Here is a 21,940-nt window from a genome sequence, read left to right on the forward strand (position 1 = left end):
GATGCCGGCCCCGGAACGGATCAGACGCTGCCGCAGTGGGTCAGCTTGGTGGTGTCCAGCTCGGGCGCGGCGGTGCCGCTCTTGCCCAGGGTCTTGTCCCACGCCGCCTGGTAGCTGCCGTCGGACGCGGCCTCGGTGAGGATCTCGTTGACCTTCTCGCAGCCGGTGGTGTCGTCCTTCTTGAGGCCGATGCCGTACGGCTCGTCGGAGAAGGTGCTGCCGACCACCTTGAACTTGCCGGTCCACTGGTCCTGAGCGGCGTAACCGGCGAGGATGATGTCGTCGGTGGTTACCGCGTCAACCTGGCCCTTCTCCAGCTCCGGCAGGCACTTCGAGTACGAGTCGAACTGCTGCAGCTCGGCGTTCGGATAGTCGGTCTGGATCCGCTTGGCCGGCGTGGAGCCGGTCACCGAGCAGACCTTCTTGCCGTCGAGCTGGTTCGGGCCGGTGATCGTCGAGTCGGCCTGGACCAACAGGTCCTGCCCGGCGACGAAGTACGGGCCGGCGAAGTTGACCTTCTCTTTCCGCTCGTCGTTGATGGTGTAGGTCGCCACCACCAGGTCGACGGTGCCCTGCTGGATGAAGGGCTCACGGTTGGACGACACGGTGGTCTTCCACTCGATGTTGCTCTCGTCAACCCCGAGACCCTTGGCGATGATCTTGCCGATCTCGATGTCGAAGCCCTCGTACTCGGTGCCGGTCTGCAGGCCGAGGCCCGGCTGGTCGGCCTTGACGCCGATCACGAGCTTCTCCTGGCTCTCGGCCTTGCCGACGATGCCGTCGGCGGAGTCATCATCGCCGCCGCACGCGGCCATGGCGAATGAGAGGGCGGCGACCGCGGCGACCGTCACCGCGCGCTTGGTACGCATATCTGTCTCCTTCTTCGACGGGGCGGGCCGGGGGCGGCACGCCCACAACGGACGCCTAGTGCGTGAGGATCTTGGATAGGAAGTCCCTGGCCCGCTCGCTGCGCGGGTTGGCGAAGAACTCCGTCGGGGGTGCGTCCTCGACGAGTTGCCCGTCGGCCATGAAGACCACCCGGTTGGCCGCGTGGCGGGCGAAACCCATCTCATGGGTGACCACGACCATCGTCATGCCCTCGCCGGCCAGGGAGGTCATCACGTCCAGCACCTCGCCGACCATCTCCGGGTCCAGGGCGCTGGTCGGCTCGTCGAAGAGCATCGCCTTGGGCTGCATCGCCAACGCCCGGGCGATCGCCACCCGCTGCTGCTGACCGCCGGAGAGCTGGGCCGGGAACTTGTCGGCCTGGTTGGCGATGCCGACCCGGTCCAGCAGGGCCAGGCCGCGTTCGCGGGCCGCCGCCGGCTTCTCCCGGCGGACCTTGATCGGCCCGAGGGTCACGTTCTCCAGAATGGTCTTGTGCGCGAAGAGGTTGAACGACTGGAACACCATCCCGACCTCGCTGCGCAGCTTGGCCAGGGCGCGGCCCTCGGCCGGCAGCGGTTGACCGTCGAAGGTGATGCTGCCGGAGGTGATCGGCTCCAGCCGGTTGATGGTGCGGCAGAGCGTCGACTTGCCGGAGCCGGACGGCCCGATCACCACGACGACCTCGCCGCGCCCGACCGACAGCGAGACGTTGTCCAGTACGTGCAACGGCCCGAACCACTTGTTGACCGATTCCAGCACGATGAGCGGTTCGCTCGTCGTCACGTCGTCCACCGTCCCTCGTCACCGATGGAGGCCGAATGACCTCCGGTTGGCAAACTCTAGGCGGGGAGATGTGGGGTGGGGTGGCCCTAGATGGTCACGGAGCCGTAACACCCTTCCCCGATGAGCTGGGGAGCCGTCTTTTCGGGCCGCGCGGTGCTCCCGTGGGACGGGTTGACTCGTGTCGTGCGGTGTGGCGCTGCCTTATACCCGATAAAGTGTCATCTTCCGGCTGGTTGCCGCACCATCACTCGAGGGAATTTTGCCCGGAATGGTCACAGACCGGTAACTTGCCCCCGGCTGGGCCCAAATGCCCCCCACCATCGTCAGTAAGGCCCGATCCGGGGCCGGTGGGACGATCGCAGCGAGGAGGCGGCATGACCGAGCTGTGGAACTGGAGAATCGACCAGGTACGGCCGACGGAGGTCTGGCCGGCGCTGGCCGAGGCGCTCGGCCGGGTGGTGATGCCGCTGGCCGTCGCCGACCCGGCACGCCTGCCGAGATACGCCGTGGTCTGCGACATCTGGCAGGCACCGGGGGAGTTCGCCACCATCGTCGACTGTTACGGCGTGCCGGACACCCTCGCCGAGCTGCCCAGCATCGCGAACCTGGCCCGGCTGCTGGAGCGCAACTGCGTGCTGCGCGACGACACCCTCGACGAGACCCGGCACCTGCTGGTGGCCCCGGACGGGACGATCCGCCCGGTGCACTTCGACGTCCGGGAGACCGACGACGGTGAGGTGCTCAGCCGCCAACGGCTCTGCACCGAAGCCAACCCGGGCTGTCGCGGCTGGTCCCGGTGCCACCGCTCCCGCTGGGCCCCCGACTCGGTGCTGCCGGCCCTCGCCGCCGCCTGACCCGCGGGAAGCGCGAGGTGTTCCGGCGCCGGGCGGATCGCCGACCACGACCCGCTGGTCTCGACGGCGGGTTAGGCCGGCGCCGGCGGGGTCGTCAGTTTCTGCTGGCGCAGCCCGGAAATAGGGCGAAATCGTTAGGCTGAGGTCGTGCAGCTGCCACGACCTGGAAGCCGTACCCGCCGCTCCCACCCGGGCCGGCGGGGCCGCCCGACGGCACCGACGCCGACGGCGGAGACCGCCGAGGCGGGTGATTGACCATGCGGATCGGCGTGCTCATCCTGCCCTCCGCGCCCTGGGACCAGGCCCAGCGGATGTGGCGGAAGGCTGACGAGATGGGGTTCGCCCACGCCTGGACGAGCGATCACATCGGCTGGCAGGACATGGTCGGTAAGGAGTGGTACGCGGCGGTGCCGACCCTGGCCGCCGCGTCGGTCATCACCCGACGGATCAAGCTCGGCACCCTCGTCTCGTCGCCGAACTTTCGACACCCGGTGCCGTACGCCAAGGAGGTCGTCACCCTCGATGAGCTCAGCGGCAGGCGCTTCATCCTGGGCCTCGGCGCCGGCGGCAGTGGAATCGACGCCACCGCCCGCGGTCAGGACCCGGAATGGACGCCCGTCGAACGTGCCGAGCGGTTCGCCGAGTTCGTGGAGCTGACGGCGGAGCTGCTGTCCAACCCCGTCACCGATGCCGACGGCAAGTACTACCAGGCGCGACAGGCACCCATCTGGCCGGTGGACTCCTCGCCCACCCACATCCCGTTGGCGATCGCCGCCAACGGTCCCCGTGGCATGGCCCTGGCCGCGCGCCACGGCGACATCTGGGTGACCAACGGCCGGTCCCCACGTAACGGGGTCGTCCCCCCGGTGGCCCGGCCCGACGACGTCGCGGGACAGGTCCGCCAGCTGGCCGGTATCTGTGAGAAGGCCGGCCGCGACCCGGCAACCCAGCGCCGGCTGCTGATGTACGTGAACCGGGAGCCAACGGCGCTCGCCTCCCTCGACGTGTTCCGGGAGACCGTTGACACGTACCGCCAGGTCGGGATCACGGACCTGGTGGTGCCGTTTCCCGGGCAGGCGCCCTTCGACACCAGCATGGCGGTGCTCGAACAGGTAGCCGGGATCCTCTCCGACCTGTGAGGCGGTAGCTCGACTCCGGTCCATCCGGGCCGCCCGGATAGGCTGTCGAGGTCATGACTACCGCAGCGGCGAGCAGCCCCCGCACCTACCAGGTGCGCACCTACGGCTGCCAGATGAACGTGCACGACTCCGAGCGCATCTCCGGCCTCCTCGAGCAGGCCGGCTACCTGCGGGCCGGGGCCGCCGACGACACCCCGGACGTGGTGGTCTTCAACACCTGCGCCGTGCGGGAGAACGCCGACAACCGGCTCTACGGCAACCTCGGTCAGCTGCGTCCCCGCAAGACCCAGCACCCGGAGATGCAGATCGCGGTGGGTGGCTGCCTGGCGCAGAAGGACCGCAGCGAGATCGTCCGCCGGGCGCCCTGGGTGGACGTGGTCTTCGGCACGCACAACATCGGGTCGCTGCCGGTGCTGCTGGAGCGGGCCCGGCACAACGCCGCCGCCGAGGTGGAGATCCTCGAGTCCCTCGAGGTCTTTCCGAGCACCCTGCCGACCCGTCGGGAGTCAACCTACGCCGGGTGGGTGTCGATCTCGGTTGGCTGTAACAACACCTGCACGTTCTGCATCGTGCCGGCGCTGCGCGGCAAGGAGCGGGACCGCCGCCCCGGCGACATCCTCTCCGAGGTACGCGCCCTGGTCGACGAGGGTGTGTTGGAGGTGACCCTGCTCGGGCAGAACGTCAACTCCTACGGCATCGAGTTCGGCGACCGGTACGCGTTCGGCAAGCTGCTGCGCGCCTGCGGTGACATCGACGGTCTGGAGCGGGTGCGGTTCACCAGCCCGCATCCGAAGGACTTCACCGACGACGTGATCGCCGCGATGGCCGAGACACCGAACGTCTGCCCCTCGCTGCACATGCCGCTGCAGTCCGGCTCCGACGACGTGCTGCGGGCCATGCGACGGTCGTACCGGTCGGAGCGGTTCCTGGGCATCATCGAGAAGGTGCGGGCGGCGATGCCGGACGCGGCGATCACCACGGACATCATCGTCGGCTTCCCCGGCGAGACCGAGGCCGACTTCGAACGCACCCTCGACATGGTCCGCGCGGCCCGGTTCTCCTCGGCCTTCACCTTCCAGTACTCCAAGCGCCCCGGCACCCCCGCCGCGACGATGGCCGACCAGCTGCCGAAGGCGGTGGTGCAGGAGCGCTACGAGCGGCTGATCGACTGCGTCGAGGAGATCACCTGGGCGGAGAACCGGCGGCTGCTGGGGAAGACCGTCGAGGTGCTGGTGGCCGTCGGTGAGGGGCGCAAGGACGAGCGCACCGGCCGGCTCTCCGGGCGGGCCCGGGACGGCCGACTGGTGCACTTCGACGCCGGCAGCCGCACCGGGCAGATCCGCCCCGGCGACATCGTGCAGACCGTGGTCACCTACGCCGCCCCACACCACCTCAACGCCGACGGTGAGCCGCTCGCGCACCGGCGTACCCGGGCCGGCGATGCGGCCGAGGCGGGGCACCGACCCCGTACGGCCGGGGTGTCGCTCGGGCTGCCCACGGTCGGCGCCCCGCCGCCGATGCCCCCCGCGGCCTCGTCGGCCTGCTCCTGCTGACACCGGGGCCGATGCTGCGCGGTTGACGCCTGCGCCTCCCGCCACCCGGGGCCTGAACCTGGCGCGGGCCTGAACCCGGCGCGGGCCTGAACCCGCCCCGGGGCCTGAACACGGCGGGGGCCCCGGTTCACGAGGAACCGGGGCCCCGGAGACGGCCTAACGGATCAGCTGGACTGTTCGGCCAAGCTGAGGAACTGACGCTTGGAGCTGAGGGCCTGCTCGGCGTCCCGGACCCGCCGGGAATCCCCGGCGGCCTTCGCCCGGGCCAGTCGCTCCTCGGCCTCGGCGACCTGCGCCCGCATCTGCGCGAGCAGGGGGTTGTCCTGCGGAGCGGTGCGCCGCCACGCGGAGTCCATCACCTCGCGAACCTTGTCGTCGACCGTGCGCAGTCGGCGCTCCAGGCCCCCCGCCGCCTCCCGGGGCACCCGTCCGGCTTCGTGCCACTGCGCCTGGATCTCCCGGAGTTTCGCCTGCGCACCCTTCGGGTCGCCGTCGACATCCAGCGCCTCGGCCTCGGCCAGGAGCGCCTGCTTACGCTCCAGGTTGGCGCGCTGCTCGTTGTCCCGGGCGGAGAAGACCTCGCTGCGCCGGGTGAAGAACGCGTCCTGCGCGGCCCGGAACTTCTCCCAGAGCCGCTGCTCGGCCTCCTTCGACGCCCGGGGCGCGACGCGCCACTGGCTCATCAGCTCCTTGAGCTGGCTGGCGGTGTGGGCCCACTCGGTCGAATCCTGGAGCTTCTCGGCCTCGAGGACCAACTCCTCCTTGACCGCCTGCGCCTGCTTCCGTTGCGCGTCCAGCGAGGCGAAGTGGGCGCCCCGGCGGCGGGTGAAGCCGTCCCGGGCCGCCGCGAACCGCTTCCACAGCTCACCGTCGGTCTTCCGGTCCACCCCGCGGATCGACTTCCACTCCGTGAGGATCTCCTTGAACCGGTCGCCGGCGGTCTTCCAGCCGGTCGACTCGGCGGCCAGCTTCTCGGCCTCCTCAACCAGTGCGGTCTTGCGGGCGAGGGCCTCGCTTCGGGCGGCATCGCGGGCGGCCCGCGCCTCGGTGGCCTTCTCCTCCGCGAGGGTGGCGAGCCGATCCAGCCGGTTGGCGAGGCCGTCGATGTCGCCGACGACGTGCGCCTCGGCCAGCGAGGCGCGCAGCCGGCGGATTGTGCTGAGCGAGTGGTTCGCATCTGCCGCGCCCGAGTTGAGTCTCGCCTCGGCCAGCCCCACCTCGGTGATCAGATCGGCGAACCGGCGGGCGAAGTGCGCCAGCCCCTCCTCCGGTGCACCCGCCTGCCAGGAACCGACCACCCGCTCGCCCTCAGCGGTTTTCACGTAGACGGTGCCGTCCGCGTCCACCCGTCCGAAGGCAGTCCAGTCGCTCATGTGCCCATCCTCGTTCTCCCGGCGTCACGGGTCAGTCCCGCGAGCGCCGCCACGGCGCAGCCCAACGTTCTCCACGGCATTGTCACAGGTGTGCCCCCGCCCCCGTCGAGCGCCTATCGCCGACCGTGACCATACGGTGTCCTAGCGCCCCGGCGGGCCGGGATGGGGCGAGTGTCGGAAACCTCCGTTCGGGCGTACTCGTCAGTAACCGAAATTCCGGGCTCCGGCCGGTGGGAAGGCGCGCGGCGGTGCGTCCGGAACAGCCGCTACCGTGACCCTCGTGCCCCTGGTCGCCGCCGCCGTCTGCCCGCATCCGCCGCTGCTCGTCCCCGAGCTGGCGGGCGCCGCCTCCGCCGAGCTGGACGAGCTGCGTGCCGCCTGTGACGGGGCGGTGGCCCGGCTACTCGCCGCCGAGCCGGATCAGATCGTGCTGATCGGGTGTGGGCCAGCGACCGCGACCTTCGGCGCCGCAGAGCACGGCTCGCTGCATCGGTACGGGATCCACCGGCGGGTGCCGCTGTCGCCAGCAGACACCGGGAACCGCACTGACGCGGCCGCTGTCGGGCCGGCGCGGCTGCCGTTGAGTTTGACGATCGGGGCGTGGCTGCTCGATCGCGCTGGTACGGCGCTGCCCCGGTCCGCGGTGGCGGTAGCGGCCGACGAGCCCGCCGCCCGCTGCGCCGCCCTCGGCGCCGGCCTGCTCAACCCAGACCGGCTCAACCCAGACCTGCTCAACGCGGACCGGCCCGGATCGGTGACCGGGAACGCGTCGGGTGGTGATACGTCCGGCCGGCTCGGGCTGCTCGTCCTCGGCGACGGGTCGGCCTGCCGGGTGGAGTGGTCACCCGGCTACGACGATCCGCGCGCCGAGCCGTACGACCAGGCGGTGGCGCGGGCCCTGGCCGGTGCGGACCCGGCTGCCCTCGGTGCGTTGGACGCGGAGCTGTCGGCGGGGCTCAAAGCCACCGGCCGGGCGCCCTGGCAGGTGCTGGCCGGCGCGGTACGGGCAGCCGGCGGCCCGTGGCGTGGTGAGTTGGCCTACGCCGCGGCACCCTACGGGGTGACCTACCTCGTCGCCTCCTGGACGCCGACGGGAGCGGCCCGGTGAGCGCCGACGGGAGCGGCGCGGTGCCGGCCGGCGATGCCCCGCCAGCAGCGGGCACGGTGGTAGGCGTGGTCGGTCCGACCGCGGCCGGGAAGTCGGCGTTGAGTATCGCCCTCGCCCACGAGCTCGACGGTGAGGTGGTCAACGCCGACTCGATGCAGCTCTACCGGGGCATGGATATCGGCACCGCCAAACTGACCATCGGCGAACGTGCGGGAGTGCCGCACCACCTGCTGGACATCTGGCCGGTGACCGAGCCGGCCAGCGTCGCCGAGTACCAGCGGCTCGCCCGCGCGGCGATCGACGACATTTTGGCCCGGGGGCGGGTGCCGCTGCTGGTCGGCGGGTCGGGACTCTACCTCCGCGCCGTACTGGAACGCTTCGAGTTCCCCGGCACCGACCCGGTGCTCCGGCAACGGCTGGAGGCGGAGCTGACGCAGGCCGGCCCGGCTGCCCTGTACGAGCGGCTGCGCGCGGTTGACCCCGACGCGGCGGCGAACATCCTGCCCGGCAACGGCCGGCGGATCGTCCGGGCGTTGGAGGTGATCGAGCTGACCGGTGCGCCCTTCGCCGCCGCGCTGCCCGACCCCCGTCCGTACTACCGGTCGGTGCAGGTGGGCGTCGACCTGGACACCGCACGGCTCGACGAGCGGATCGCACTGCGGGTGGACCGGATGTGGGCCGACGGCCTAGTGGCCGAGACCCGGGTGCTGGCCGACCAGGGGTTGGCCACGGGCCGTACCGCCAGCCGGGCCCTCGGTTACCAGCAGGTCCTGCGGTTCCTGGCCGGAGAGCTGACCGAGTCCGAGGCGTACCAGGAGACGATCCGCGCCACCCGCCGGTTTGTCCGTCGCCAGCGGTCCTGGTTCCGCCGGGACCCGCGGATCACCTGGCTCGACTCGGCCGGAGCCGGGCTGGTGGCAGAGGCGCTGCGAGTGGTCCGGCCCGCTGCGCGATGATGGGGTCGTGGAGTTCACCAAGGGGCATGGCACCGGCAACGACTTCGTGATCCTGCCCGATCCCGACGGCACCCTCGAGCTGACCCCGGACCTGGTCGCGGCCTTGTGCGATCGGCGAGAGGGGATCGGTGGGGACGGCGTACTGCGGGTGGTCCGCGCCGCACGGCACCCCGACGGGGCGGCCCTAGCCGGTGCGGCCGAGTGGTTCATGGACTACTGGAACTCCGATGGCTCGGTGGCCGAGATGTGTGGCAACGGCGCCCGGGTCTTCCTCCGCTACCTGCTGGAAACCGGGTTGGCGGTGCCGTCGGAGGCGGCGCTACCGCTGGCCACCCGCGCCGGTCTCGTCCGGGCGCGGGTGGCGGGGGAGGAGCTGGCGGTCGAGATGCGGCGGCCCCGGTTGGCCGACTCCTCGTTCGCGGTGCTCGGCGGGCTGGCCCTACCTGGCACGGCGGTTGATGTCGGCAACCCGCACCTGGTCTGCCCGGTTCCGGCCGGGCTGGAGCTGGCGGCTCTCGACCTGACCCGGGCACCGGAGTTCGACCCCGCGATCTTCCCGGCGGGGGTCAATGTCGAGTTCATCAGCCCCGGGAGCCCGACGGACGGCCTCGACGGCCACGTTCGGATGCGGGTCTACGAGCGGGGTAGCGCGGAGACGCGTTCCTGCGGCACCGGTGCGTGCGCGGTGGCCGCGGTCGTCCTGCGGGATGCGGGCCGGGACACCGGCGTGGTCGCCGTGGACGTGCCCGGCGGTCGGCTGGTGGTGACCCAGACCGCCCAGAGCTGCTGGTTGGCGGGGCCCGCCGTACTGGTGGCGAGTGGTGCGGTGACGCGCGCGGCGCTGGCCTGACCCGCTTCCTGACCGACGGCGGGCGGGCCGCCGAAACTTCACCGCGGTGCCGGACCGGCGGCGTGCCGACGAGGTGGGCGGCATCTAAGCTTTCCAATATGAACGACGGAGTTCTGGTAGCTGGTGCCGGGATCGCGGGTTTGTCGATGGTTCGGGCGCTGCGGCGGCACGGTATCCCGGCGACGGCAGTGGAGCAGCGGCCCGCCCTGACGGAGTCGGGGCTGGCGATCAACATTCCGGGCAACGGCGTGCGGGCGCTCGCGGCACTCGGCGTCGCCGACGGCTTGCGCGACATCGGCGTACCGGTGTCGAGACGCGAATATCGCACCCGGCGGGGACGGCTACTTTTCTCCGTTGCCGAGGACGAGTTCTGGGGCGCGGCGCACCAGCCCCGGTGCGTGCGTCGTCGGGACCTTCTCGAACTGCTGGAACGTGACCTGCCCCCGGGTTCGGTGCGGCGCGGGGTGGCGGTGCGCATGGTCCGCGCCACCGCCGGTGGCGTCGATGTGACCCTCTCCGATGGCAGCACCGACCGGTACGGGTTCGTGGTCGGGGCCGACGGAGTGCACTCGACGGTTCGCACGTCCCTGTTCGGCGACGCCCGCCTTGAAGCCGCGCTGCTGTCCGCCGCGAGTTGGCGGTTCATGGCACCCAACCCCGGCGTTGCCTGCTGGACGGTGTGGTCCGGCGACAGCGGCACGGCCCTGCTGCTCCCGGCGGGTGACGGTGAGGTGTACGGCTTTGCCTCCGCGACCAGGGGCGGCCCGATCGGGTCCGAACCCGGCTGGCTGTCGGCGACCTTCGCCGGGTTCCCCGAACCGGTACGGACCGCAATCGCCGCGGCCCTCGTCCGCCCGGAGTCGATGTACCACTCCCCGATCGAGGAGGTGCGAATCCCCCGGTGGCATCAGGGCCGGGTTGTCCTGATCGGCGACGCCGCGCACGCCACCGCGCCGGTCTGGGCGCAGGGCGCCTCGCTCGCCGTAGAGGATGCGCTGGTGCTGGCCGAACTCCTCAGCAGCCGGGACTGGGAAACGGTCGGTGGGCAGTGGGAACGGCTGCGGCGTGGGCGGGTAACCCATGTGCAGACAGCGACTGACCAGCTCTCCCGGGCCGTCGCCAAGCCTGCGTGGCTGCGGAACCTCCTGCTGCCGGCGATCGGCCAGCGCAGCTACCGGTCGGCGTACGGCCTGCTGCGCACACCGGTGGCAGCAACGACGGCGCTCGACTGACCCTCGGTGGCTTCGGCGTGGTCCGGAGGTCAGTGCCGATGCGGTTGTCGCTCTTGCTGCGGTGCGGCCCACACCACCCGGATCACCTGCTCGTCGAGGTGATCCGGCGCGGTGGAAGACGGCGGCCTAGGGGGTGGCGCTGGCGTTGGCGGCGATCTCGGGCAGGTCGACCGGGCCGGGGTCGGCAGCGGGCGGCGGGGTGGTTGCCGGGTTCTGCGCGGCCGCGCGGACGGCCGCGGCGACGGCCGGTGCCACCCGGGAGTCGAAGACGCTGGGGACGATGACCGTCGGGTTGATCTTCTCCTCGCCGACGACGTCGGCGATGGCTTGGGCCGCGGCGATCGCCATCTCCTCGGTGAAGCCCTCCGCGTGCGCGTCCAGCATCCCCCGGAACACGCCGGGGAAGGCCAGCACGTTGTTGATCTGGTTGGGCTGGTCGGAGCGGCCGGTGGCGACCACGGCGGCGTGCTTGCGCGCCTCCCGCGGGTCCACCTCCGGGTCCGGGTTCGCCAGCGCGAACACGATCGCGTCCTTGGCCATGGCGGCGATGTCGTCCCCGGTGAGCAGGTTGGGGGCGCTCACGCCGATGAAGACGTCCGCGTCCCGTACCGCCCCGGCCAGGTCGCCGGAGTAGTTCTCCCGGTTCGTGTGCTCGGCCAGCCACTGCCAGGCCGGGTTCAGCCCGGTCATCCCACGGTGCAGCGCACCCTGCCGGTCGTACGCGACGATGTCGCCCACGCCCTGGCGCAGCAGCAGCTTCATGATCGCGGTGCCGGCGGCGCCCGCGCCGGAGACCACCACCCGTACCTGCGCGAGTTCCTTACCGACGACGCGGAGCGCGTTGGTCAGCGCGGCCAGCACGCAGATCGCCGTGCCGTGCTGGTCGTCGTGGAAGACCGGAATGTCCAGCGCCGCACGCAGCTGTGCCTCGATCTCGAAGCAGCGCGGCGCGGCGATGTCCTCCAGGTTGATCCCGCCGTACGCGGGTGCGATCGCCTTGACGATCGACACGATCTCGTCGGTGTCCTGGGTGTCGAGCACCACCGGCCAGGCGTCCACCCCGCCGAAGCGCTTGAACAGCGCCGCCTTGCCCTCCATCACCGGCAGCGACGCCGCCGGCCCCAGGTTACCCAGGCCGAGCACCGCGGAGCCGTCGCTGACCACCGCCACCGTGTTGCGTTTGATGGTCAGGCGCCGCGCGTCCGCCGGGTTCTCCGCGATGGCCTGGCAGACCCGGGCCACCCCCGGGGTGTACGCCCGGGACAGTTCGTCCCGGGTGCGTAGCGCGACCTTCGGGCTGACCTCGATCTTGCCGCCGAGGTGCAGCAGGAACGTGCGGTCGGAGACCTTACGCACGTCAACCCCGTCGAGCGCGGTGAGCGCGTCAACCACCTGGTCGGCGTGGTTGGCGTCGGCGGTGTCGCAGGTCAGGTCGACCGTGACGTGGGTGTGGTCGGAGTCGACCACGTCGAGCGCGGTGACGATTGCCCCGGCCTCGCCGACCGTGGTGGTCAACACCCCGATGGAGGAGGCATCCGCGGTTACTGCGATCCGGACCGTGATCGAGAATCCGGCACTCGGCAGTCGGGTGGTGGCCACACATTTCCTTCCGATGACGCTGAACGACTCGCCCCGCATTTCTACTCGCCCCCGGTATCGGCACCACAGCCGACCCCGTTACCAGCGGGTAGCCCGGGCATATTGCCGATGCGGGTCGCGTTGTCACATGTCAGGATTGTGGGAGCCGGTCGCAATTTCCGGCAGCACGGTGGGCAAACAGCCGGCCGGCGGTAACCAGACAGGGGGCGCGGTTTGCGAGAACAGGAGACCTTCCTTCCCGAAGAGGGCGACGCGTTCGACGCCACCACCGGTGAGTTCGAGCTGTCGGAGCGGCAGGCGCTGCGGCGGGTCCCCGGCCTCTCCACCGAGCTGACCGACGTCACCGAGGTCGAGTATCGCCAGCTCCGACTGGAGCGGGTCGTCTTGGTCGGGGTGTGGACCGAGGGTTCGCAGCAGGACGCCGAGAACTCCCTCACCGAGCTGGCGGCGCTGGCCGAGACGGCCGGTTCGCAGGTGCTCGAGGGGCTGATCCAACGCCGGCAACGGCCCGACCCGGCCACCTACGTTGGCCGGGGCAAGGTGGATGACCTGGGGGCGGCCGTGCTCGCCAGCGGCGCCGACACGGTGATCTGTGACGGTGAGCTGAGCCCGTCCCAGCTACGCAACCTGGAGCAGCGCACCAAGGTGAAGGTCGTCGACCGCACCGCCCTCATCCTGGATATCTTCGCCCAGCACGCGAAGAGCCGGGAGGGCAAGGCGCAGGTCGAGTTGGCCCAGCTGGAGTACCTGCTACCCCGGCTGCGGGGTTGGGGTGACACCCTTTCCCGGCAGAGCGGTGGATCAGGCCGCGGCGGTGGCGCCGGCGGCGGCGTGGGCCTGCGCGGCCCGGGTGAAACCAAGCTGGAGACCGACCGCCGGCGGATCCGGCACCGCATCGCCCGGCTGCGCCGGGAGATCAAAGCCATGCGGACGGTACGCGAGACCAAGCGTGCCCGTCGCTATCGCAACGCGGTGCCGGCGGTGGCCATCGCGGGCTACACGAACGCCGGCAAGTCCAGCCTGCTGAACCAGCTGACCGGAGCCGGGGTGCTGGTGGAGAACGCCCTCTTCGCCACGCTGGACCCCACGATCCGGAAGGCGACCACCGCGGAAGGGCGGCACTTCACCTTCTCCGACACGGTGGGCTTCGTGCGGCATCTGCCACACCAGATCGTCGAGGCGTTCCGCTCCACCCTTGAGGAGGTGGCGGAGGCCGACCTGGTGGTGCATGTCGTTGACGGCACCCACCCGGACCCGGAAGAGCAGGTTCGTGCCGTCCGGGCGGTCCTCGCCGAGGTTGGCGCCGACCGGCTGCCGGAGCTGTTGGTGGTCAACAAGACCGACGCTGCCGGCGAGGAGACCCTGCTCCGGCTCAAGCGGCGCTGGCCGGAGGCGATCTTCGTCTCTGCGCATTCCGGGCAGGGCATCGCCGACCTGCGTGGTGCGGTCGAGGCCCGACTGCCCCGTCCGGCCGTGGAGGTCCGCGCGGTCCTGCCGTACGAGCGGGGTGACCTGGTGGCCCGGGCGCACCAGCAGGGTGAGGTGCTCAGCACGGTGCACCTGCCCGAGGGCACCCTGCTCCAGGCCCGGGTCGATGCGGCGCTGGCCGCCGAGTTGGCGCCCTTTCAGTCGACCGGGGCGGCCGGTTCCGAGCCGGCGGCGGTCGTCGGGGCGCGTTCGTAGCCCTTGCTGTCGCATGGCGGTGAACCACCGCCATGCGACACTGTGCTGATGCGTCGCTTCCTCACCCTGACCACGCGTTCCCTCAGTCTGCTGGGGGCAGCCGTCGTCGCCATCGGTGTAAGCCTGGCCATGGTGCCGTCGCCGGCCGTGGCAGAGGGGCAGAAGCGTTGCACCGTCACCGACGATCGGCTGCGGGAGTTGTCCGGGCTGGTGGCCACCGAGAGCGGCTACATCGTGATCAACGACAGCACTGAGGTGGAGAGCCACAAGCGGGTCTTCTTCCTGGACGCCGACTGCGAGGTCACCGGGGATCCGGTCCGCTACTCGGTCGGCGGTCCCCTGGACACCGAGGACTTGGCGTTGTCGCCGGACGGAAAGACCCTCTGGGTCGCCGACACCGGCGACAACGTGACCAGCAGCAACCGCCGGGAGCGGGTGGCGGTGTGGAGCATGCCGGTAAGCGGTGACGAAAAACTGACGCTGCACCGCCTCGCCTACCCGGACAACGAGCCGCGGGACGCAGAGGCCCTGGTCATCGACGATGACGGCGTTCCGGTGATCATCACCAAGGTCGTCTCCGGCAAGGCCGAGATCTTCACCGTTGATGGGGAGCTACCCAGCGGTGACACCGCACCGGGGAAGATGAAGAAGCTCGGCGAGGTGGAGTTGCCGACGACCGAGACCGAGAACGCGCTCGGGGGGCTCGGGCGCACGGCGATCACCGGGGCCGCGCGTTCCCCGGATGGCGCGCGGGTGGTGCTGCGCACCTATGCGGACGCCTTCGAGTACGACGTCGCCGACGGTGACCTCGTGACGGCGCTGACGACGACGGAACCGCGGGTGACTCCGCTCGCGGATCCGTTTGGTGAGGCGATCACCTATACCCCGGATGGCAAGACCTTCCTGACCGTCTCCGACGGCGCCCAGCTCGACGACGGCGAGCCGATCGACATCCTGTCGTACGCGCCAGCGGCGAAGCCGGAGTCCGGCCCGGAGACGAACGCCGACGGGGCGGAGGAGTCGACGGCCTCCTGGTTCGGCAGCCTCGACCTGCAGGAGAAGGTGTACCTGGCCGTCGCCGCCGTGGGCCTGATCGGTGTGGGGCTGGTCGCAGCGGGCCTGACCGGCGTCGTACGGGCGCGGCGGCGACCGGCCGCGACCACGGGTGCCGGTGGGAAGGCCGATGACAGTGGTTCACGTGACGCCACCGACCGCCCTCGCGGTGCGGTGTACGGCGGCGCGCCGCCCGCCGGGGGGCACGGGGTGCGTCGGGAGCCGGGCCGGGCGACGGCTCCGGTCGACAAGCGCGAGCACGGCGGGGGCCGTCCGGCGGAGGGGGGCCGTCCCGCCGCTGGTGTCTACGGCCGGCGGCCCGCCGGTGGTGCTGGTGGCCCCCGTCCCGCCGCGGGCGGCGGTCCGGGCGCCGATGGCGGTCGTCCGGCCGGCGGGGGTCGTGGCGGCAGTGTGTACGGCGGGGGAGCCGGTGGTGGGGTGAACGGCGGGCGAGCCGGTGGTCCAGGGCATGGCGGGGGAGCCGGTGCTCCAGGGCACGGCGGGGGAGTGAACGGCGGGCGAGCCGGTGGTCCAGGGCACGGCGGTGGTGGTCGGGCCCAGCCACCGCGCCGTGACGGCGGTGGGCACGGCCGTTACTGATCCGGCTGTACGGCGGCTACCTCCGTCAGATGCGGCGGAGCACGGTGACGACCCGGCCCATGATGGTGGCGTCGTCGCCCGGAATCGGGTCGAAGGCCGGGTTCTGCGGCATCAGCCAGACGTGTCCGTCCCGCCGCCGGTAGGTCTTCACCGTCGCCTCGCCGTCCAGCATGGCAGCCACGATGTCGCCGGACTCGGCGGTGGGTTGCTGTCGGACGACGACCCAGTCGCCGTCGCAGATCGCCGCGTCCAGCATCGAGTCGCCCTTGACTTGGAGCATGAAGACCTCTCCCTCGCCGACCAACTCGCGGGGGAGCGGGAAGATGTCCTCGATCGCCTGTTCGGCGAGGATCGGACCGCCGGCGGCAATCCGGCCCAGCATCGGCACATAGGCCGGGGCTGGCCGCTGTGCGATAGCCGCCTCGTCGTCGAGGGCATCGCTGGGCGGCCGGACGTCAACCGCGCGCGGGCGGTTTGGGTCGCGGCGCAGAAAGCCCTTCTTCTCCAGCTCCTTGAGCTGGTAGGCGACGCTGGACGGGGAGACCAGCCCGACCGCCTCGCCGATCTCGCGCACGCTTGGCGGGTAGCCGTGCCGCTCGACCCAGGTGCGAATGAACTCCAGGATCCGCCGCTGCCGGGCGGTGAGGTCGACGGTCGCCGGTTCGGGGTAGGCGCTGACGACGGGGGTGACCGGACGCACAGCGGGCGAACCGGTGCGGCCCCGCGCGGCACGTCGACGGCGGGTGCTCGCCGGCCCCGCTTCGGTGATCTGCTGCGGGCTGTTCGGCCGGTTGGTCCGGTCCTCGGTCACGTCCGTCCTCCCTGGTCGGCGCCGGGATGCCCCGTCGCTCGTGGTGTTGGCCCGCGCCGGAAGCCGTCGTGGGCCGGTCGTCCCTGACCGTATAGGCGAGATCAGCCTTCTTCAAACATCTGTACGACGTTGGTCGGCGTGTCGGGGTGGTTCTCGCCTGGGTCGTACTCCTGTTCTGGTAAATAGTACGACGGGTCGTACTTGTGTGCTAATTGTGGGCTGCAGGGGATGGTTGCGCTGGATGCCCGTAGCGATTCGGGGCCGAAGGGGGTTGAAATTCTCGGTGGCGCTGAGCCGGGTCCGGCGGGCCGCGCGGACGGGGTGATCCAGGTCGCTTGGTGACGCGCCGGACAGGCTCGCCAACTTGACCCCGGTTCTCCGGCGGCATACGGTCGACCCCTAGATGTAGTAGGCATCGGGTCTTAGTTGCCTATAGGTTGGGTTCGACTACGGACCGCACTTCATCCGCCAGCACGGCGAAGACCGTCTAAGAACGGCTCCGCCGTGGTGAGGCGTGTCCGGGGTGCGGCCCGGCTCGGCCCACGGCCGACGAAGGAGGTCGGGCTCCATGCGGTGTCCGTACTGCCGGCACCCCGACTCCCGGGTCGTTGACTCACGGGAAGCCGACGACGGTCAGCTGATCCGGCGCCGGCGTTCCTGCCCGGAGTGCGGCAAGCGGTTCACCACGGTGGAGGAGGCGGTCCTCGCGGTCGTCAAACGCAGCGGGGTCACCGAACCCTTCAGCCGTACGAAGATCATCGGCGGGGTGCGCAAGGCGTGCCAGGGCCGTCCGGTTGACGACGACTCCATCGCCCTGCTGGCGCAGAAGGTCGAGGAGACCGTGCGGGCCAAGGGCGCCGCCGAGCTTCCCAGCCATGAGGTCGGTCTGGCCATCCTGGGGCCGCTGCAGGACCTGGACGAGGTGGCCTACCTCCGGTTCGCCAGTGTCTACCGGTCGTTCGAGTCGCTCGCCGACTTCGAGCGGGAGATCGAGACGCTGCGGACCGCGGCGCAGGTCCGCGAGGAGGGCTGAGGCGGTCGGGGTAGCTGGCCGCACCAGAGCGTGCCGCGGGTGAGACGCGGACGGGTTAGACAGTCGGGCCGCGCGTGGGGCCGCGGACCGGTTAGAGGGCAGGGCCGCGGGTGAGACGCGGACAGGTTTGACGGTAGGGCCGCGCGTGGGGCGCGGACGAGGGGCGATGAGATGCCGGGGGACGGTGTGACAACGAGCAAGTCACGGAGCAAGGCGGCAGCGGGTCTGAAGGTCGAGCGGGTGTGGACCACCGAGGGGATCCACCCGTACGACGAGGTGACCTGGGAGCGTCGGGACGTCATCATGACGAACTGGCGGGACGGCTCGATCAACTTCGAGCAGCGCGGCGTGGAGTTCCCACAGGAGTGGAGCGTCAACGCGGCCAACATCGTGACCACCAAGTACTTCCGGGGTGCGGTGGGTACCCCGGAGCGGGAGTGGTCGCTTCGGCAGCTGATCGACCGGGTGGTGGCCACCTACCGCACCGCCGGTGAGGAGTACGGCTACTTCGCCACCCCGGCCGACGCCGAGATCTTCGCCCACGAGCTGACCTGGATGCTGCTGCACCAGGTGTTCAGCTTCAACTCACCGGTCTGGTTCAACGTCGGCACGTCCTCGCCGCAGCAGGTCAGCGCGTGCTTCATCCTCGCCGTTGACGACTCGATGGACTCCATCCTGGACTGGTACAAGGAGGAGGGGCTGATCTTCAAGGGTGGCTCCGGCTCCGGAGTCAACCTCTCCCGGATCCGCTCCTCGAAGGAGTTGCTCTCCTCCGGCGGCACCGCCTCCGGACCGGTCAGCTTCATGCGCGGCGCCGACGCGTCAGCGGGCACCATCAAGTCCGGCGGCGCGACCCGGCGGGCGGCCAAGATGGTCATCCTCGACGTCGACCACCCGGACATCGAAGAGTTCGTGGTCACCAAGGCGCGCGAGGAGGACAAGGTCCGTGCCCTGCGCGACGCCGGCTTCGACATGGACCTGGGCGGCACGGACATCGTCAGCGTGCAGTACCAGAACGCCAACAACTCGGTCCGGGTCAGCGACGAGTTCATGACGGCGGTGCAGGACGGCGGCACCTTCGACCTGCGGGCCCGGCTCGACGGTACGGTGATCGACACGATCGACGCGAAGCCGCTGTTCCGGACCATCTCGCAGGCGGCCTGGGAGTGCGCCGACCCGGGGCTCCAGTACGACGACACCATCAACGACTGGCACACCTGCCCGGAGACCGGGCGGATCACCGCCTCGAACCCCTGCTCGGAGTACCTGCACCTGGACAACTCCTCGTGCAACCTGGCCTCACTCAACCTGATGCGGTTCCTCCGCTCCGACGGCGGCTTCGAGGTGGAGAAGTTCGTCCGGTCGGTGGAACTGGTCATCACCGCGATGGACATCTCGATCTGCTTCGCCGACTTCCCCACCGAGAAGATCGGCGAGACCACCCGGGCGTACCGGCAGCTCGGCATCGGGTACGCCAACCTCGGTGCGCTGCTGATGGCCTCCGGATTGCCGTACGGCTCGGACCAGGGTCGTACGCTGGCCGCGGCGATCACCTCGCTGATGACCGGCACCGCGTACCGGCGCTCCGCCGAGCTGGCCGGCATCGTCGGCGCGTACGACGGCTACGCCCGTAACGCCGAACCGCACAAGCGGGTCATGCGCAAGCACGCCGCCGCGAACGACGAGATCAAGCCCACCGGCACCGTTGCCACGGCGGTGCAGCGGGAGGCGACCCGGCAGTGGACCCTCGGCAACAAGGTCGGCGACCGGAACGGCTGGCGTAACTCGCAGGCCAGCGTCCTGGCGCCCACCGGCACCATCGGCCTGATGATGGACTGCGACACCACCGGCGTCGAGCCGGACCTGGCGTTGGTCAAGTTCAAGAAGCTGGTCGGTGGCGGCTCGATGCAGATCGTCAACCAGACCGTGCCGCGCGCCCTGCGCAGCCTCGGCTACCAGGAGGAACAGGTCGAGGCGATCGTCGAGCACATCGCCGAGCACGGTCACGTGGTGGACGCCCCGGGGCTCAAGCCGGAGCACTACCCGGTCTTCGACTGCGCGATGGGCGAGCGTTCCATCGCCCCGATGGGTCACGTGCGGATGATGGCGGCCGTCCAGCCGTTCATCTCCGGCGCCATCTCCAAGACGGTCAACATGCCGGAACAGGCCACCGTCGAGGACGTCGAGAAGATCTATTTCGAGGGCTGGCGACTCGGCCTCAAGGCGCTGGCGATCTACCGCGACAACTGCAAGGTCGGCCAGCCGCTCTCGGTGGCGAAGAAGGAGAAGGCCACCGCCCCCGCCCCGGTGGCGGCGACGCCGGCCGCGGTCGAGAAGGTCGTGGAGAAGGTCATCGAGTACCGGCCGGTGCGGAAGCGGCTGCCGAAGAAGCGTCCCTCGGAGACGATCTCCTTCTCGGTCGGCGGCGCGGAAGGTTACCTCACCTCGTCCTCCTACCCGGACGACGGCCTCGGCGAGGTCTTCCTCAAGATGTCGAAGCAGGGCTCGACCCTGGCCGGCGTGATGGATGCCTTCTCGGTGGCCATCTCCATCGGTCTCCAGCACGGTGTTCCGCTGGAGACGTACGTCAGCAAGTTCACCAACATGCGCTTCGAGCCGGCCGGTATGACCGACGACCCGGACGTGCGGATGGCGGCCTCGGTGATGGACTACATCTTCCGTCGCCTGGCCCTGGACTTCCTGCCGTACGAGCGCCGCGCGGAGCTGGGCATCTTCACCGCCAAGGAGCGGGCCGCCCAGCTCGCGGCCGAGGCGGAGGCGGAGGCGAACACGGCCGACCTCACCGCGATGGCCTCGTCGGCCCCGGTCGAGACCCGGCCGGAGGAGCCGAAGGTCGGCCCGGTCGCCCAGCCGGCGCAGGAGCTGGCCGACGTCGCGGCAGCGCAGCCGGCGCCGCCGGTGGGGTCGAGCACCGAGCTGCTGGAAGCGGTGATCGGTAAGGCCGCCGACGCGCCGCTCTGCTTCACCTGCGGTACGAAGATGCGCCCGGCCGGCAGCTGCTACGTCTGCGAGGGCTGCGGCTCCACCAGCGGTTGTAGCTGACGTACGTGCCCCGTGTGACCTCGGGCGGAGGTGCCCGAGGTCACACGGGGCGGTAGCCGGTGTGGGGCCCTGAACTCTCCTTTGTGGTGCGATCCTGTGGGCATGACGGCAGCCGATACCTATCGCACCTTTGCCACCCGGGAAGCGTGTGGCGTGTCACCGGCGTACGAGCGCTTGGCTCTGGCGGTCTCCGGTGACGCCGAACTGCTCGCGTTGATCGAGCGGCTTCCCCCGCCCAAGCGGCAACCGAACCTGCTCTTCGGTGTGGTGCGGCTGCTCGGTGGCCCGGTCGAGGACCCGGCGGCCTTCCACGCCTACGTCGTCGCGAACTGGCCGGCGATCGAGGTGGAGATCCAGCGCCGGGCGACCCAGACGAACGAGGCGGGGCGGTGCGCCGTCCTGCTGCCGTTGCTCGCCGCGCTACCCCAACCACTGGCACTGTTGGAGGTCGGCGCGTCGGCGGGGCTCTGCCTCTATCCCGACCGGTACGCGTACCGCTACGACCGCCAGCTCCTAGGCGGCGCCGGCCGCCCGCTCCTCGACTGCACGCTCACCGGCGCCCTGCCGCCGAGTCGGCTCCCCACCGTGGTGTGGCGGGCCGGGCTGGACCTCAATCCGCTGGACGTGACCGACCCGGACGATCTCGCCTGGTTGGACGCTCTCATCTGGCCGGAGCATGCCCACCGGCGGGCGCGGCTGCGGGCGGCGGCGAACCTGGTCGCAGCCGATCCGCCACTGCTTGTCCGCGGCGATCTGGTGGACGACCTGCCGGCGGTGGCCGCACTGGCCCCACCCGAGGCGACCCTGGTGGTGTTCCACACCACGGTGCTGTACCTGGTGCCGGAGCCCCGACGCCGCGCCTTCGTCGAGGTGGTTCGTGGGCTGCCCGGTAACTGGATCGCCGCGGAGTCTCCGCGAGCGCTGTCCTACGACGGATTGCCCGAGCCGCCCGGTGCCGGGTTCAACAATGTGCTCGCGCTCGACGGTAAGCCACTTGCCTGGGCCCAGGCGCACGGGCAGGCCGCGGCCTGGTTCGGTTAGCCACCCGGCCCGCGGCGGGGTCCTGACCGTCGGGTCCTACACTGCCCGGCGTGGGTGGGGAGCGAAAACCGTTGGCGAATCGGCCGTTGACCGAGCCGCACCCGTCCCGGTTGCCGCCCGGGGACCCGCAACGCGAGCGGATCTGCGCCGCCCACGCTGCTGCCCTGGCGGCCGGGGAGGCCGGCTACCCCGACCCAACCACCGGTCTGTTCGTGCTGACCGCCGGTTTTCTCGCCCGCCGGGGTACCTGCTGCGGTCGCGGTTGCCGCCACTGCCCGTACGTCGACTGAACCCTCAGCTGGCCGGTGCGGGCGGGGCTGC

At 70.8% G+C, this 21,940-nt stretch carries 18 protein-coding genes; 13 read left to right on the forward strand and 5 right to left on the reverse strand.

The features are described from left to right. Positions 1-20 precede the first annotated feature (20 nt). Together SALPAC2_RS0123490 and SALPAC2_RS0123495 are read right to left on the reverse strand one after the other, a co-directional pair. Positions 21-869, reverse strand: a complete 849-nt coding sequence (locus tag SALPAC2_RS0123490; protein ID WP_018219072.1) for a glutamate ABC transporter substrate-binding protein — start codon at positions 867-869, stop codon at positions 21-23. A gap of 55 nt (positions 870-924) precedes the next feature. Then, positions 925-1,680 carry an amino acid ABC transporter ATP-binding protein gene (locus SALPAC2_RS0123495; RefSeq protein WP_018219073.1) on the reverse strand — a complete coding sequence of 252 codons (756 nt, stop codon included), beginning with the start codon at positions 1,678-1,680 and terminating at the stop codon, positions 925-927. A gap of 365 nt (positions 1,681-2,045) precedes the next feature. Here SALPAC2_RS0123495 and SALPAC2_RS0123500 point away from each other — a divergent pair, with 365 nt between their 5' ends. The 3 genes from SALPAC2_RS0123500 (at position 2,046) to miaB (ending at position 5,217) form a co-directional block, all read left to right on the forward strand. Then, positions 2,046-2,525, forward strand: a complete 480-nt coding sequence (locus SALPAC2_RS0123500; RefSeq protein ID WP_018219074.1) for a hypothetical protein — start codon at positions 2,046-2,048, stop codon at positions 2,523-2,525. A 257-nt stretch (positions 2,526-2,782) separates the two neighbouring features. Then, positions 2,783-3,664 (forward strand): LLM class flavin-dependent oxidoreductase, encoded by an 882-nt coding sequence (locus tag SALPAC2_RS0123505; protein WP_018219075.1) that lies wholly within the window; start codon positions 2,783-2,785, stop codon positions 3,662-3,664. Positions 3,665-3,717: 53 nt separating this feature from the next. After that, positions 3,718-5,217 (forward strand): tRNA (N6-isopentenyl adenosine(37)-C2)-methylthiotransferase MiaB, encoded by a 1,500-nt coding sequence (gene miaB, locus SALPAC2_RS0123510; protein ID WP_018219076.1) that lies wholly within the window; start codon positions 3,718-3,720, stop codon positions 5,215-5,217. Positions 5,218-5,381: 164 nt separating this feature from the next. Here the strand turns inward: miaB and SALPAC2_RS0123515 are convergent, their stop codons facing one another. After that, on the reverse strand, positions 5,382-6,590 hold the full coding sequence (locus tag SALPAC2_RS0123515) for a DUF349 domain-containing protein (RefSeq protein WP_018219077.1): 1,209 nt from the start codon (positions 6,588-6,590) through the stop codon (positions 5,382-5,384). Positions 6,591-6,861: 271 nt separating this feature from the next. On the opposite strand from SALPAC2_RS0123515, the gene SALPAC2_RS0123520 reads away from it, so the two are divergent. The 4 genes from SALPAC2_RS0123520 to SALPAC2_RS0123535 all read left to right on the forward strand — a co-directional run bounded on the left by SALPAC2_RS0123520 (position 6,862) and on the right by SALPAC2_RS0123535 (position 10,736). Beyond that, a complete protein-coding gene (locus SALPAC2_RS0123520; RefSeq protein ID WP_018219078.1) occupies positions 6,862-7,698 on the forward strand; it encodes a class III extradiol dioxygenase subunit B-like domain-containing protein in 837 nt (278 codons plus the stop codon). Next, positions 7,671-8,654 (forward strand): tRNA (adenosine(37)-N6)-dimethylallyltransferase MiaA, encoded by a 984-nt coding sequence (gene miaA, locus SALPAC2_RS0123525; protein WP_026185076.1) that lies wholly within the window; start codon positions 7,671-7,673, stop codon positions 8,652-8,654. The genes SALPAC2_RS0123520 and miaA overlap by 28 nt, the downstream gene beginning before the upstream one ends. Positions 8,655-8,661: 7 nt before the next feature. Continuing rightward, positions 8,662-9,504, forward strand: coding sequence for a diaminopimelate epimerase (dapF, locus tag SALPAC2_RS0123530; RefSeq protein WP_018219080.1), 843 nt, complete (start codon positions 8,662-8,664; stop codon positions 9,502-9,504). Positions 9,505-9,602: 98 nt separating this feature from the next. After that, a complete protein-coding gene (locus SALPAC2_RS0123535; protein WP_018219081.1) occupies positions 9,603-10,736 on the forward strand; it encodes an FAD-dependent monooxygenase in 1,134 nt (377 codons plus the stop codon). Positions 10,737-10,862: 126 nt separating this feature from the next. Here the strand turns inward: SALPAC2_RS0123535 and SALPAC2_RS0123540 are convergent, their stop codons facing one another. Next, positions 10,863-12,374, reverse strand: coding sequence for an NAD-dependent malic enzyme (locus SALPAC2_RS0123540; RefSeq protein WP_026185077.1), 1,512 nt, complete (start codon positions 12,372-12,374; stop codon positions 10,863-10,865). A 174-nt stretch (positions 12,375-12,548) separates the two neighbouring features. Between SALPAC2_RS0123540 and hflX the strand changes: the two genes are divergently transcribed. Continuing rightward, positions 12,549-14,018: a GTPase HflX gene (gene hflX, locus SALPAC2_RS0123545; RefSeq protein ID WP_018219083.1), complete on the forward strand. Its 1,470-nt coding sequence runs from the start codon at positions 12,549-12,551 to the stop codon at positions 14,016-14,018. 48 nt (positions 14,019-14,066) lie between these two features. Further along, positions 14,067-15,671, forward strand: a complete 1,605-nt coding sequence (locus tag SALPAC2_RS0123550) for an SMP-30/gluconolactonase/LRE family protein (protein ID WP_018219084.1) — start codon at positions 14,067-14,069, stop codon at positions 15,669-15,671. Between the two features lie 25 nt (positions 15,672-15,696). Here the strand turns inward: SALPAC2_RS0123550 and lexA are convergent, their stop codons facing one another. Continuing rightward, the gene (gene lexA / locus SALPAC2_RS0123555; RefSeq protein ID WP_018219085.1) at positions 15,697-16,482 is read right to left on the reverse strand and encodes a transcriptional repressor LexA; all 786 of its coding nucleotides are present in this window, start codon (positions 16,480-16,482) and stop codon (positions 15,697-15,699) included. Between the two features lie 568 nt (positions 16,483-17,050). Here lexA and nrdR point away from each other — a divergent pair. From nrdR to SALPAC2_RS0123575, 4 genes are all read left to right on the forward strand, one after another. Continuing rightward, positions 17,051-17,515, forward strand: a complete 465-nt coding sequence (gene nrdR, locus SALPAC2_RS0123560; protein WP_018219086.1) for a transcriptional regulator NrdR — start codon at positions 17,051-17,053, stop codon at positions 17,513-17,515. A gap of 171 nt (positions 17,516-17,686) precedes the next feature. Beyond that, positions 17,687-20,578 (forward strand): vitamin B12-dependent ribonucleotide reductase, encoded by a 2,892-nt coding sequence (locus SALPAC2_RS0123565; protein WP_018219087.1) that lies wholly within the window; start codon positions 17,687-17,689, stop codon positions 20,576-20,578. 102 nt (positions 20,579-20,680) lie between these two features. Further along, positions 20,681-21,619, forward strand: coding sequence for a DUF2332 domain-containing protein (locus SALPAC2_RS0123570; protein WP_026185079.1), 939 nt, complete (start codon positions 20,681-20,683; stop codon positions 21,617-21,619). 50 nt (positions 21,620-21,669) lie between these two features. Continuing rightward, entirely contained in the window at positions 21,670-21,909 is a 240-nt protein-coding gene (locus SALPAC2_RS0123575) for a DUF5522 domain-containing protein (protein ID WP_033661977.1), read from the forward strand. Positions 21,910-21,940: the final 31 nt, after the last annotated feature.

Source organism: Salinispora vitiensis (assembly GCF_000378825.1).
GTDB classification, from domain to species: domain Bacteria; phylum Actinomycetota; class Actinomycetes; order Mycobacteriales; family Micromonosporaceae; genus Micromonospora; species Micromonospora vitiensis.